Annotated in this window: 12 protein-coding genes; 10 read left to right on the top strand and 2 right to left on the bottom strand. The window is 56.7% G+C overall.

The features are described 5' to 3' along the window. Nucleotides 1–190 precede the first annotated feature (190 nt). The 6 genes from ACQY4Z_RS22980 to recJ all read left to right on the top strand — a co-directional run bounded on the left by ACQY4Z_RS22980 (nt 191) and on the right by recJ (nt 7,558). On the top strand, nt 191–436 hold the full coding sequence (locus tag ACQY4Z_RS22980; protein ID WP_428525170.1) for a hypothetical protein: 246 nt from the start codon (nt 191–193) through the stop codon (nt 434–436). 249 nt (nt 437–685) lie between these two features. Continuing rightward, a complete protein-coding gene (locus tag ACQY4Z_RS22985; protein ID WP_428525172.1) occupies nt 686–1,912 on the top strand; it encodes a diguanylate cyclase in 1,227 nt (408 codons plus the stop codon). A 211-nt stretch (nt 1,913–2,123) separates the two neighbouring features. Next, complete coding sequence (locus ACQY4Z_RS22990; RefSeq protein ID WP_209175147.1) at nt 2,124–3,341, top strand: LL-diaminopimelate aminotransferase; 1,218 nt, start codon at nt 2,124–2,126, stop codon at nt 3,339–3,341. Nucleotides 3,342–3,363: 22 nt separating this feature from the next. Next, nucleotides 3,364–4,683 (top strand): homoserine dehydrogenase, encoded by a 1,320-nt coding sequence (locus ACQY4Z_RS22995; RefSeq protein WP_428525175.1) that lies wholly within the window; start codon nt 3,364–3,366, stop codon nt 4,681–4,683. Between the two features lie 48 nt (nt 4,684–4,731). Continuing rightward, a complete protein-coding gene (glpX, locus tag ACQY4Z_RS23000; RefSeq protein ID WP_209002191.1) occupies nt 4,732–5,727 on the top strand; it encodes a class II fructose-bisphosphatase in 996 nt (331 codons plus the stop codon). 10 nt (nt 5,728–5,737) lie between these two features. Further along, nucleotides 5,738–7,558: a single-stranded-DNA-specific exonuclease RecJ gene (recJ, locus tag ACQY4Z_RS23005; protein WP_428525177.1), complete on the top strand. Its 1,821-nt coding sequence runs from the start codon at nt 5,738–5,740 to the stop codon at nt 7,556–7,558. On the opposite strand, the gene ACQY4Z_RS23010 is transcribed toward recJ, so the two are convergent. Next, nucleotides 7,555–8,181 (bottom strand): LysE family translocator, encoded by a 627-nt coding sequence (locus tag ACQY4Z_RS23010; protein ID WP_428525179.1) that lies wholly within the window; start codon nt 8,179–8,181, stop codon nt 7,555–7,557. The two genes, recJ and ACQY4Z_RS23010, sit on opposite strands and share 4 nt — an antisense overlap. Nucleotides 8,182–8,320: 139 nt before the next feature. Between ACQY4Z_RS23010 and ACQY4Z_RS23015 the strand changes: the two genes are divergently transcribed. The 4 genes from ACQY4Z_RS23015 (at nt 8,321) to ACQY4Z_RS23030 (ending at nt 11,753) form a co-directional block, all read left to right on the top strand. Beyond that, nucleotides 8,321–8,512, top strand: a complete 192-nt coding sequence (locus tag ACQY4Z_RS23015) for a hypothetical protein (protein ID WP_428525181.1) — start codon at nt 8,321–8,323, stop codon at nt 8,510–8,512. Between the two features lie 83 nt (nt 8,513–8,595). Next, the gene (locus ACQY4Z_RS23020; protein ID WP_428525183.1) at nt 8,596–9,486 is read left to right on the top strand and encodes a nitrilase-related carbon-nitrogen hydrolase; all 891 of its coding nucleotides are present in this window, start codon (nt 8,596–8,598) and stop codon (nt 9,484–9,486) included. Nucleotides 9,487–9,599: 113 nt separating this feature from the next. Then, nucleotides 9,600–10,085, top strand: coding sequence for an NUDIX hydrolase (locus tag ACQY4Z_RS23025; RefSeq protein ID WP_428525185.1), 486 nt, complete (start codon nt 9,600–9,602; stop codon nt 10,083–10,085). Nucleotides 10,086–10,238: 153 nt separating this feature from the next. Further along, complete coding sequence (locus tag ACQY4Z_RS23030) at nt 10,239–11,753, top strand: inorganic phosphate transporter (protein ID WP_428525187.1); 1,515 nt, start codon at nt 10,239–10,241, stop codon at nt 11,751–11,753. Between the two features lie 25 nt (nt 11,754–11,778). On the opposite strand, the gene ACQY4Z_RS23035 is transcribed toward ACQY4Z_RS23030, so the two are convergent. Then, a complete protein-coding gene (locus tag ACQY4Z_RS23035; protein WP_428525189.1) occupies nt 11,779–12,492 on the bottom strand; it encodes an endonuclease/exonuclease/phosphatase family protein in 714 nt (237 codons plus the stop codon). Nucleotides 12,493–12,520: the final 28 nt, after the last annotated feature.

Consider the following 12,520-nt stretch of genomic DNA (forward strand, 5'->3'; position numbering starts at 1 on the left):
GTTCGTTGGGCGGTTCCTTAGCGTTATGTGTTTCTATTTGCGCTTGTATTCGGAACGTCAAGTTCATTTATGGCACAACGTTCCAGCGCCGTCGATTGGTTTCCATAACGCATATTGCCGCTGTGCTAGAGGACTTGTGTGACACCTCGATGGAACTATGATCCGAGTTGTATGAGGGGAGGCAACAATCATGCGTATCCGGCGCAATCTCTGTTTGGTGTTCTTGGGTGCATTCATTCTTCAATCCTGCGCCGTTGGGCCCGGAACGCCGCTGGTCAAAGCCGTGAATCCGGACCAGAAAGCACTGTCCGGCACAGTCCAGCCGCCAACGGGTTACGGTCCACCGAACGCGTCCGTGCAGTCACAAGGCCTCATTAACCCGCTGGAGCGTGCCAAAACGGAAGAATACTTAGCTACACTCGCAGACGCGCAGTGAAGAGAGTGTCTCGACTGTTCAATAGACCCCGGAAGCCAGATTCTGCACAGCGGCTTGATATTTCCCCAGCAGCGGAGTGTTAGATTTGTCACCTGTTTTTCTGGAAATCATTGCTTAACCTCTCCAAAAAAATATCGAGTGCCGTAAGGGAAAACAACTTTGGATAACTCGGAAACTTTGATATGCCACCTGAAGGCGAGCATATAGCTTGAATTGCTGATATGTGGTCCCGGAGTTTTGGGGGCGCTCGTGCTTGATGTGAAGACTATACTGTTTTCCCTAGTTGTCGCTGAGCTGACAGCCAGTGCCGTCTTGTGCTTTCTTTTTTTCTTCTGGAAACATCGTGACCGGGCAGGGCATTTGTCCTTCGGGCTCTGGTCTATTGCGTTCCTGCTTGGGGCGATCGGCACACTGCTCATAAGCTTCCGTGGTGTGTTGCCGGACGACTTGACCATCGTTGCAGCGAATTTCCTTATCCTTTTTGCAACTGGCCTGAGACGCAGCGGTGTCGCTGCCTTCTTTCACCAGCCTTTGCGCCTTTGGATTGCTGCAGGGCTTGCCGGGGTTTGGCTATTACTCTGCTCAGTTCCGGACTTTGCGACAACATTGTCCAGCCGGGTGGCTTACGTACAACCGGTTATGATCCTCTACATCGCATGGTCGGCCATAATCTGCTTGCGCTGGAATACAGAAAATCTCGTCACGCCAAAGGTTTACGCTTTCAGTGCTGCTCTTGAAGCAGGTGCCCATTTCAGTTTTTTGACTGCACTTGGATTTGGCGTGGAAAACGAGCTGTTCGCGGCGATCAGCGGACATGTCATTTTGATTGCACTGCTGCTTATCCTGGTGACCATGGTCCTTTGCATGTTTACCGCTCTCGCCATGCCGATCGAGCGGTCTCTTCTAAATTTTAAATCGGCCGCCTATCGCGATTGTCTAACGGGATTGCCCAACCGTCGGGCGGTGTTTGAACGGGCGGCAACGTTCAAGTCAGTCTCCGGCGCAAACGACTGTCTCACTGTGATCCGGTTTGACATTGATGAGTTTAAGAGAGTCAACGACAAGCACGGCCATGCAACCGGTGACCTGGTCCTTCAAGTGTTCGGACGGGTTTGCGAGGAAACAAGACCGGTGGATACGGTTGCAGGCCGGTTGGGCGGTGATGAGTTTGTCATTCTGTCCACAAGGATGGCGCCAAACCAAGCTCGGATTCTTGCCGAAAGGATACGGGCTCATTTCGCAGCTGCCTGTTCTGAGGAGACAGAGGGTGCGGTTCAGGTTGGATTAAGTGCTGGCGTCAGTTCTGTACCGCTTGATCTCGGACTGGATGAGGCCTTGGAAATTGCAGATAGAGCTATGTATGAAGCCAAAGCGTGCGGCCGGGGCAAAACGGTTGTCGGCTCCGCTGAAAAGGCTAGAGTTTTTTCTGGCGCTGAAGACGCACAATTCGCTTATTATAATCCCCATCTGGCATAGCTGCTCGTTACCGAGCCTTCTAGTTCGCGTGCTTTACCTCTTCTCGGCGGCGTCCTTGGCAGGTCCCGGCCAAACTTATCTGTTCCCACATTTAGGTGGCTAGGCGCTCAAAGATGGGTGCGAAACTTGAAAAGGCCTGTTAAAAGGGCGCGCAACCTGCTTATGCCGCAGGTGCGATATACCCATTTTCAAGCCGCAAGGATCCGCGCCCATGGAGGAGTTCCACAAAATCAAACGGCTCCCGCCGTATGTTTTTGAACAGGTCAATCGCTTGAAAGCAAAGGCGCGAGCGGCGGGCGCGGATATCATTGATCTCGGTATGGGTAACCCGGATCTGGCAACACCGAAACACATCGTCGACAAGCTGACAGAGGTCGTTCAGGACCCGCGCAGTCACCGGTATTCCGCTTCCAAGGGAATTCAAGGTCTGCGTAAGGCTCAGGCATCCTATTACGGCCGTAGGTTTGGCGTGAAGCTCGACCCGGACACACAGGTGATTGCAACACTTGGCTCCAAGGAAGGCTTTGCCAACATGGCCCAAGCGATTTCCGCGCCAGGCGATGTGATCCTGAGCCCCAATCCAAGCTATCCGATCCACACGTTCGGGTTCCTGATGGCCGGAGCCTCGATCCGCAACATTCCGGCTGAGCCGAACAGTGGCTTCTTTGAAGCGCTGGAACGCGCGGTCATTCACTCTGTGCCGAAACCGATCGCGATCATTCTGTGTTATCCGGCCAACCCGACAGCGTATTGCGCGGACCTCGATTTCTATAAGGACGTCGTGGCTTTTGCGCGTAAACACAACATCTTCATCCTGTCGGATCTTGCCTATTCGGAAATCTACTTTGGCGACACGCCACCTCCGTCCGTCTTGCAGGTGCCGGGGGCAATGGACGTCACGGTCGAGTTCACATCGCTGTCCAAGACCTTCTCTATGCCGGGATGGAGGATGGGCTTTGCGGTTGGTAATGAACGCCTGATTGGCGCCCTTGGCCGGGTGAAGTCTTATCTAGATTATGGTGCCTTCACGCCGATCCAGGTTGCTGCGACAGCGGCGCTGAACGGTCCGGATGATTGCATCCGTGAAACCCGTGACATTTACAAGAAACGCCGGGATGTTGTCGTTGAGAGCTTCGGCCGTGCCGGTTGGGATATACCGGCACCGGAAGCCAGCATGTTCTGCTGGGCACCGATCCCGGAAAAGTTCCGGTCTCTCGGCAGTCTAGAGTTCTCCAAATTGTTGTTGGAACGTGCTGACGTCGCAGTCGCGCCCGGCATTGGGTTTGGCGAATATGGTGACGGGTTCGTCCGCATTGGCCTGGTGGAAAACGAGCAGCGGTTGCGCCAGGCGGCAAGAAATGTCCGCCGCTTCCTTGAAACTGCGGAGCAAAAGCTGCACAACGTCATCCCGCTTGAGACTTCTCGCTGAATAGAATTGGATTTATTCCCGAATGGCAGACGCATTGAAAATCGGCGTGGCCGGCCTTGGAACGGTCGGTGCGTCCGTGGTGCAACTCCTGGAAAAGCACGCTGGCCAGATCGAACGCCGGACCGGTCGGTCGTTAACGGTGACGGCTGTCAGCGCCCGGAACCGGACGCGGGACCGGGGAATTGATACAAGCGGCTTCACCTGGTTCGATGAGCCGGTGGCCATGGCGAAAGAAGCAGAGCTCGATATTTTTGTTGAGCTGATCGGCGGGGAAGACGGTCCGGCCGAGCAAAGTGTTCGCGCGGCGCTTGGCCGCGGTGTGCATGTCGTGACGGCCAACAAGGCATTGATCGCCAAACACGGTGTGGATCTGGCACGTGTCGCTGAGGCGAACAACGCCTGCCTCAATTATGAGGCAGCGGTTGCGGGCGGCATTCCGATCGTGAAAACCATGCGCGAGTCTCTGGCCGGCAACGAAGTCAGCCGCGTCTATGGCATCCTCAACGGGACGTGCAACTATATCCTGACGCGGATGGAAGCCGAAGGCATCAGCTTTGAAGATTGTCTGGCCGATGCGCAACGTCTTGGCTATGCGGAAGCGGACCCAACGTTTGACATTGAAGGCAACGACACGGCGCACAAGCTGGCGATCCTGACGAGTCTTGCTTTTGGCACAGAAATCGATGCTGGCAGCATTTTTATGGAAGGTATCACCTCCATTACCACGGCCGATATCCAGGCCGCCGACGAGCTTGGCTTTCGGATCAAGCTGCTCGGTGTTGCACAACGCACCGACACGGGCATTGAACAACGGGTGCATCCGACGATGGTGCCGAAATCGTCCGCGATTGCACGGATCGACGGCGTTCTGAACGCTGTTGCCGTCGACGGTGATTACGTCGGGGAGATCGTTCTGGTTGGACCGGGTGCCGGCGGGAACGCGACAGCGTCGTCTGTGGTTGCCGACATAACAGACATTGCCCGGGGCGACGAAACACCCGTTCTTGGTATGCCGGCAACAGACCTGGTTCCGTATGAGCGGGCCAGGATGCGCCTTCACGAGGGGGGGTACTACATCCGCTTGTCTGTCTACGATCGTCCGGGCGCGTTCGGCGAGATTGCCCGCTGCATGGGGGATGCCGGTATTTCGCTTGAGTCCATCGTTCAAAAACGGGCAGCGGCAGAAGACCGAGACCGCGACAGTGCGGATGCGCCGCAACCGGTCATCCTGATCACCTATGAAACAACCGAGATTGCCATCAAAGAAGCGCTGGATGTTGTCATGTCGAAAGGCGTGGTCGCAGAACAGCCTCAGATGATCCGGATCGAAAAACTGAAGTAAGTCAAACGTCCCGCGGACGTGCGGAACGGGGGAAAAGCGGAGATGTTGATGTCCAACACAGAACACCAGCCAGCCAGCGGGCTTGACCGTATCCTGACATTGGAACTGGCGCGTGTTGCCGAAAGAGCAGCTGTTTCAGCCGCCCGGTTGCGCGGTCATGGCGATGAAATGGCCGCCGACCAGGCAGCTGTTGATGCGATGCGCCGTGAATTGAACCGTCTTCCGATCGACGGCACGGTTGTGATCGGCGAAGGTGAGCGTGACGAAGCTCCGATGCTCTACATCGGCGAGAATGTCGGCACCAAGCAGGGCCCGAAAGTGGACATCGCTTTGGACCCGCTGGAAGGCACGACCATCTGCGCAAAGAACCTGCCGAACTCTCTCGCTGTCATCGCGCTGGCTCCGGAAGGTGACCTTTTGAATGCGCCGGACAGCTACATGGACAAGATTGCGATCGGTCCGGGCTATTCTGAGGGCCTGATTGATCTGGATGCGCCGATTGCGGACAATCTGGCCGCTGTCGCCAAGGAAAAAGGCGTCAAGATCGAAGAAGTGACGGCCTGTGTCCTCGACCGTCCGCGCCATGCACGTTTGATTGAAGAAATCCGGGCGACCGGTGCTGCGATCCGCCTAATTGGCGATGGCGATGTGGCTGGTGTGATCCACACCACCGATCCGGAGGAAACCGGCATCGATCTTTACGCAGGTATCGGCGGTGCTCCGGAAGGCGTTCTGGCGGCTGCGGCGTTGCGCTGTATCGGCGGTCAAATGCAGTCCCGTCTGGTGATCACCCGCGACGAGCAGGTCGAACGTGCCCACCGTATGGGCATTGACGACATCAAGAAAAAATACACGCTGGAAGAAATGGCCGGTCCGGACGTTCTGTTCGCCGCAACCGGTGTGACGGACGGCAACTTCCTGCAGGGCGTGCGCTTCGGCCGCAATCACATCACCACGCACACTGTGGTCATGCGGTCCTCTACGGGGACTGTCCGCTACATCAAGGCCCAGCACACACAGCTGGAAAAATTCCACCTGGACTAAGTCTGAACGCATGCTGACAGGATTTGGCGAAGACGATAAAGGGCGGCTCGTACTCGGGGTTGCCCGCTCCGCCAATGAAAATGCATGGCGGGAGCGCCTGAGCGCCGCTGAAACACGCGCCGCGATGGCGATCTCGCAACAGCACGGGCTGCCTGACGTTTTGGCCCGTGTCATGGCAGCGCGCGGTGTTGCTGCTGAAGACGCTTCGGCGTTTCTCGAACCATCCCTCAAGACCTTGATGCCGGATCCGAGCAGTCTCGTCGACATGGACGCAGCTGTGGCTCGCGTAGCCGATGCGGTTCAGGCAGGGAAGAAGATAGCGATCTTCGGCGACTACGACGTCGATGGCGCCACCTCGTCCGCGGTACTGGCAAAGTATCTCCAATGGATGGGGCTTGATCCGGTCATCCATATTCCCGACAGGATCATTGAGGGGTACGGCCCAAACGGACCTGCAATCGAGAACCTCCAGGCGGGCGGTGCGGAACTGCTGATTACGCTGGATTGCGGCAGCACATCTTTTGAAGCCTTTGAGACGGCCAGCAAGCTCAACCTCGACGTCGTGGTGATTGACCACCACCAAGTTGGTGAAACGCTGCCCGATGTGCGGGCGCTGGTCAATCCGAACCGGCAGGATGATCTGTCGGGGCAGGGGCACTTGGCGGCCGTCGGCGTCACATTCCTCTTTATTGTCGGACTGAACCGCGAGCTGCGTCAGCGGGGCGTGTTCAACGGCCGTCAGGCGCCGGATCTGATGGCACTGCTGGACTTGGTGGCACTCGGCACTGTGTGTGATGTGGTTCCGCTCCAGGGCTTGAACCGCGCTTATGTAACGCGTGGGTTGGCAGTCATGCATCAGCGGCAGAACCACGGTCTGACTGCGCTGGCCGATGCCGCGCGGGTGAGCGGAAAACCGGCCCCTTATCATCTGGGGTTCCTGATCGGTCCGCGAATTAATGCGGGTGGCCGGATTGGTGATGCGGCCCTGGGTGCGAGGCTTTTGACCACAGCGGACCCGCATGAGGCTCGCGCTATTGCCGAACGTCTTGATCAGCTAAACACCGAGCGTCAGGCGATGGAAGCTGTAATGCTCGAACAGGCGGGAGCCGAGGCCGCTATGGCCATCGAACAGCGGGACCCGGCCGTTCTATTGACAGGATCCAACGATTGGCACCCGGGGATCGTCGGCCTGATCGCGTCGCGGCTCAAGGAAGCGCATCGCCGGCCAGCCTTTGCAATTGCCTATGATGAAACGGGCAAGGGGACTGGATCCGGACGGTCGATCAACGGTGTCGATCTTGGCAAAGCTGTGCGGCAGGCTGTCGACGACGGGCTTTTGGAAAAGGGCGGCGGACATGCCATGGCGGCAGGGTTGACGGTCCGCCAGGAAAAGGCTGCAGATCTGGAAGCCTTCTTCAACGACGCCCTAAAAGATGATGTTGAAGCCGCAACCGCGCACCGGGAACTGAAGATCGACGCGGCACTGACTGCAACGGGCGCAAACCTCGATCTGATGAATATGCTGGAAAAAGCAGGCCCCTACGGCGCGGGTCATTCCGAGCCCGTGTTTGCATTTCCCGCGCACCGGGTCTCCTTTGCCGATGTTGTGGGCAAGGGCCATGTTCGGGCGACACTTGCGGCTGGTGACGGCACTGCGCTCAAGGGGATTTGCTTCAAGGCAGAGGACAAGCCTCACGGCCAGTTGCTTCTAGAAGGCCGTGGCCGCAACCTGCACATTGCGGGGACCCTGTCCATTGACACCTGGCAGGGGACACCGAAAGTGCAGCTACGCATTCTGGACGTTGCGGACCCGCAAAAGACCAGGCTTTAACGTTCCTGCAACGCCAGTCGAACACCGAGAATGCAGAAAATCGTCCCGACGGCTTTTCCTTGCCATTTCAAGATGACGGGATTGCGCCGGACCAATCCGCCAAGTGTACCGGCGCCCAAGGCAAAGACGATCGTGCTGAATAGCCCGAGGGCGACAAAAATAAATCCGAGAATTGTCAGTTGAAGCAGCACGTAACCATTTTCGGGCTGCACGAACTGCGGCAAAAACGCCAAAAAGAAGAGGGCGGTTTTTGGGTTTAGAATCTCCGAAATGAAAGCCTGGCGAAAGGCTGTCCCAGTGCTTACGTCCGCAATGCCGTCTCCGAATGACGGAGCAACCTTCGAAGTGATGGCTTTGATGCCAAGGTAAATCAGATAGGCGGCACCGACGTATTTGATCACCGAAAACAGAAGAGCTGAGGCCGCGATGATCGCTGAGAGGCCGAATACAGCGAGCAATGTGTGAACGATGTCGCCAGCTGCGATCCCGGCGCCTGTCGCGATGCCGACTTTTGGTCCCGACGTTGTGGCCCGTGCGATTGTCAAAAGGGTTGCCGGACCTGGAATGAATACAAACCCAAGTACAATGAGACTGTAGGTGATGAGTGTCGGCAGTTCGACCATGGCATCCTCCGTCAAGAACCGTGACCAATCCATCATGGGCTCAAGATCTGTTCAAGGAGTTTGTTATCCGCTGCAATTAACCTCCCTCTAACACCCTTGCCGTAGCGTTCATCTCACGAAGGAATCGTGAGGGTTGAGTATGCGTACTCAGAATGAGTTGGCACCGTATTTCCGCGAGATCGACCGGCGCACAGACCGGGCTCTTGAAGGTGTTCGCGAAGTTAGAAAATCTGCAAAGTTGCGGGCGCTTCCGGCCGAACCCAAGCCGTGGTTCATAAATACCGGTTTCTTGATTCTTTTGACGTTTTTTGTCGCCTTGTTCGCGAGCTGAACCAAACTGTCCAGTATCAGCCTTGAACTGATACGCAAGGTCCAGTTATGTCGGCTGCTTGGTACTCAAATGGGGCGGGCAGCATGACCGAATATCCGATTTCACTTTGGTCCTTCAATCTCGGTAGAGCGCCCAGATCTGTGGCCGCGCTAGCGGACATGATTGCGGAGGGGCTCGAGAGGGCAGCGTCGGAAGGCGCAAAACTTCTCGTCCTGCCGGAATACCTCGCCGAGACAAGCCTTGCCTTCAAACCGGAGGGTCTTCGGCCAGATCAGGAAATGGGCTTTCTGGCTGATGTTGGTGACGATCTGTTTCCGCTGCTGTCCGAATTGCCGCAAAAGACAGGCGTTTCATTGTTGGCCGGGACATGGCCGGTGAAAACACCCAAGGGGATCACAAACACTGCGGTGCTGCTGACCGCTGATGGCCGCGAAATCCGACAGGATAAATTGAGCCTCACACCCTTTGAGCAGGAAGAAGACATCTGGCATCTGGTGCCTGGAACGGAGCTGAAGGTGTTTGAGCTGGATGGTCTGAAGATGGCCATCCTGATCTGCCTGGACATTGAAATGCCAGCGCTGAGCTGTCTTCTTGCCAAAGAAAAAGTCGACCTCATCCTCGTACCGTCGATGACGGAAAAACTCTCCGGCTATCACCGTGTGTTCGGTTGTGCAAAAGCGCGGGCGGTCGAATTGATGTGCGCCGTTGCAGCCTGCGGCGTTGTCGGACGAGCCGATGGCACAACGCAGAACGAGACCAATGTTTCGGGCGCAGCGCTCTATGTGCCGTGTGAAGAAGAGCTTGGATTCGAAGGTGTTGGCGCTGAACTGAAGCCGACAGGCGGCGTCGGCGGTGAAGAATTATTTCTAACCACGCCAGTTCCAGTCGGCGTGATTCGAGCCTTGCGCGACGGCGGTGCAGAGGTTTGGCCAGGTGCTTGGACGGCCGAAAACGTAACACTTTTAAAAATGTGACACTCATTGCGTAGTTTTAATGCGCATATGCGCACAATGTGCGTTTTTTGCTAGACGGCAAACAAACTGCGCTATATAAGCCAGCGTCTCAACTTCACCACTCTGGGATTGGTATGGCTTTTGCCCCGACGATATCGGCGTTCGACGCCTCGTGGCTGCGCGGTTTTGCTGGTTTGTTTGTCAAACCGGCACGCCTGCAGATCGCGGCGTTGTGTTGCCGGAAGGGCGAACAAGAGCATGAGATCCTTCTCGTGTCGACACGGGACACCGGCCGGCTGATTTTACCGAAAGGATGGCCCGAGGCGGACATGCCGGCCTTCGAGACGGCTCTGCTTGAAGCTTATGAAGAGGCTGGGGTGATCGGCACTGCAGATCATCGGCCTCTGGGCAGTTTTCGGTCCTACAAGGGGCTCGCAAGTGGCTTGAAACTGCGCACCAAAGTGCTTGTGTTCAAGGTGGAGTTTGAAAGCCAAGTCGATAATTTTCCTGAGCTGGGGCAACGCAAGCGGATTTGGATGCCTGTCTCTGAGGCCATTGAAAAGGCTGATGAACCGGCCTTGCGGCGTTTCTTGAAGCGGCATCGCAACCAGCTTTTCTAATCGATCTGTCAGAACGTTTGAGCGGTCTGTGACACGTCTGCGTCGCAAGGCTGTTGCAAGGCTGCTGGCATATTCAGTTTACTCCGGCGCGGTACGGTCCCGAAGGTCCTCGTGCGATAGGCAGCCGGTGAACGGATCTGAAAGACGGGTACTGTGCGTTCGGGGGACAACCTGACACCAAAGGCACTCGATAAGGATCTCGACCGGGTCGGGTTTCTTGGCGATGCTGCAGAAGCGATGGGCCGGCGCCTGATAGCGCCCGGTCTTGCCATCTGCTTTTTGGCGGTCTGCGCAATCCTTGCATCCCTTCAATTTGCAGCGTCGGATGTATCCAATGTTCTGATCCTGGTTACTGGTGCAACGGTCGGCGGCTATCTCGCTATCACCATCGGCGCCAACGATGTTGCCAACAATGTCGGGCCTGCAGTCGGCGCGCGGGTGGTCAGCATAACAACGGCGCTGATCATCGCTGCGATTTGCGAAAGTGCTGGCGCGTTGTTGGCTGGTGGTGACGTGGTCACCACGATTTCAACCGAGATCATCGCGCCAGATGACATCCCTGAAAACTTCCGCTTCATGAAAGCGATGCTGACTGCCATGGCTGCGGCGGCGATCTGGATCAACATTGCAACGCTTATTGGCGCGCCTGTCTCCACGACCCATACGATTATCGGTGGTGTCGTTGGCGCCGGCGTTGCGGCAAGCAGCTTTGCTGCGATCAACTGGTCAACGCTCGGGGTTATAGCAGCCACCTGGGTTGCATCACCTTTCTTGGGGGGCATTGTCGCAGCGCTGCTCCTTGGGTTCATCAATACCAAGGTCATCTACACGGACGACAAGCTCGCCGCGGCGCGTTTCTGGTTGCCTATTCTTCTAGGCGGCTTGGCTGCGACCTTTACCGCTTACATGACCCACAAAGGCCTTCATCGGCTGATCGTCTTGCCGTTTGTCCCGGCAACGCTCGCACCGATTGTTGCCGGGGCTGTCGTCTGGGCCATTTACCGGCGCGTGGTTGCCAGTCAGGCTTTGTTTCTCGACAATAGAACACAGTCTTTGCGCTCTCTTTTTGCGATCCCATTGATTTGTTCAGCAGCGCTGCTGTCGTTTGCGCATGGCGCGAACGACGTTGCGAACGCGATCGGTCCGCTGGCGGCGATCGTCAACAGCCAGTCTGACGAAATCAACGATCTGCACTACTGGATTCTCGGCCAGCTCAACCCGGTTGCACCGCTATGGGTGAGCGCTGTCGGAGCCTTTGGTATTTCAGCCGGCCTTTTACTGTTTGGCCGCCGTCTTGTAACAGTTGTCGGCAAACGGATTACCAAGCTGAACCCGATCCGGGCGTTCTGCGTCACGCTGGCAACATCTGGAACGGTGCTGACCGCGTCCGGGCTCGGGTTGCCAGTCTCGTCGACGCATATCGCGGTGGGCGCAATTTTTGGCGTTGGTCTGTTTCGCGAGTGGTACAGAAACCGGTTCGTCCCGCAGAAGGTGAATGGCAAGCGCCATCAGCCTATCCGCAACCGGGAGGAGCGTCGCCGCAGGCTTTTGGTACGCCGGACCAACCTGGTCACCATCATCGGTGCCTGGATCGTCACGGTCCCTGCGTGTGCGCTCCTATCGGCGGGGCTCTTTCATGTGTTCGACTATCTGCTGGTCACACAATAGCACGCAGTCGTCCAGCGCCAGAGATTCAGGCAAGGTGGCCTGTTGGCTCAAGGGCGAGCTCTGCCCAAACGGGAAGATGATCTGACGCGATCCGCGCTGTCTTTGATTTGTGAACCCCGGCCTTTTGAACGGTGAATTCCGGACTGGTTATGATCCGATCCAGACTGCCGACGGGCAGGGGGCTTGGAAAGCTCCGGCCGGGCGTTGTGACTTCGTAGCGTTTTTCCAGGAGGCGGATGCTTTTGGCATCATCGCGCCATTCGTTCAGATCGCCGATCAAAATGGTCGGCAGGTAATCCAGGTCTTCGTGAAGCTGGTGCATCAGCGAGGAAATCTGTTTCTTGCGGAAATGACCAATCAGGCTGAGGTGCATGGCGGCGACCCGGATCTTCTGATCCTCCACTGCCAAATCTACAGCCACGGCACCCCGCGGCTCCAAGGTTGGCAATTCAATCCGCCGGTGATTCAGAATCTCAATGCCTTGCCGGACCAAAATAGCATTCCCATGCCAGCCGAGGCTGTGTTCGCCAACCGCAAAGGGCACTGGGCGGAAGTTGGTCTGCGCAAGAATATGATCGCGGTCGAGAGTGCTCTCACGAGGTCCGAAGCGTTTGTCGGCTTCCTGCAGGGCGATCACGTCGCATTGCAGCTCACCAATAACCTTCAATGTCCGGTCTGGCCGCCGCCGCGCATCGACACCAATCGATTTTTGTATGTTGTAGGAGCCGATCTTCAGCATGATCAGCACATTTGCAGGCAAGACGTTA

This window comes from Roseibium sp. (assembly GCF_965276855.1).
Taxonomy (GTDB): Bacteria; Pseudomonadota; Alphaproteobacteria; order Rhizobiales; family Stappiaceae; genus Roseibium.

Bases quoted from the DNA above. Each gene is read 5' to 3' on its own strand.
- ACQY4Z_RS22980 (WP_428525170.1), top strand. From the start codon at position 191: ATGCGTATCCGGCGCAATCTCTGTTTGGTGTTCTTGGGTGCATTCATT.
- ACQY4Z_RS22990 (WP_209175147.1), top strand. From the start codon at position 2,124: ATGGAGGAGTTCCACAAAATCAAACGGCTCCCGCCGTATGTTTTTGAA.
- ACQY4Z_RS22995 (WP_428525175.1), top strand. From the start codon at position 3,364: ATGGCAGACGCATTGAAAATCGGCGTGGCCGGCCTTGGAACGGTCGGT.
- glpX (WP_209002191.1), top strand. From the start codon at position 4,732: ATGTCCAACACAGAACACCAGCCAGCCAGCGGGCTTGACCGTATCCTG.
- recJ (WP_428525177.1), top strand. From the start codon at position 5,738: ATGCTGACAGGATTTGGCGAAGACGATAAAGGGCGGCTCGTACTCGGG.
- ACQY4Z_RS23010 (WP_428525179.1), bottom strand. From the start codon at position 8,181: ATGGTCGAACTGCCGACACTCATCACCTACAGTCTCATTGTACTTGGG.
- ACQY4Z_RS23015 (WP_428525181.1), top strand. From the start codon at position 8,321: ATGCGTACTCAGAATGAGTTGGCACCGTATTTCCGCGAGATCGACCGG.
- ACQY4Z_RS23020 (WP_428525183.1), top strand. From the start codon at position 8,596: ATGACCGAATATCCGATTTCACTTTGGTCCTTCAATCTCGGTAGAGCG.
- ACQY4Z_RS23025 (WP_428525185.1), top strand. From the start codon at position 9,600: ATGGCTTTTGCCCCGACGATATCGGCGTTCGACGCCTCGTGGCTGCGC.
- ACQY4Z_RS23035 (WP_428525189.1), bottom strand. From the start codon at position 12,492: ATGCTGAAGATCGGCTCCTACAACATACAAAAATCGATTGGTGTCGAT.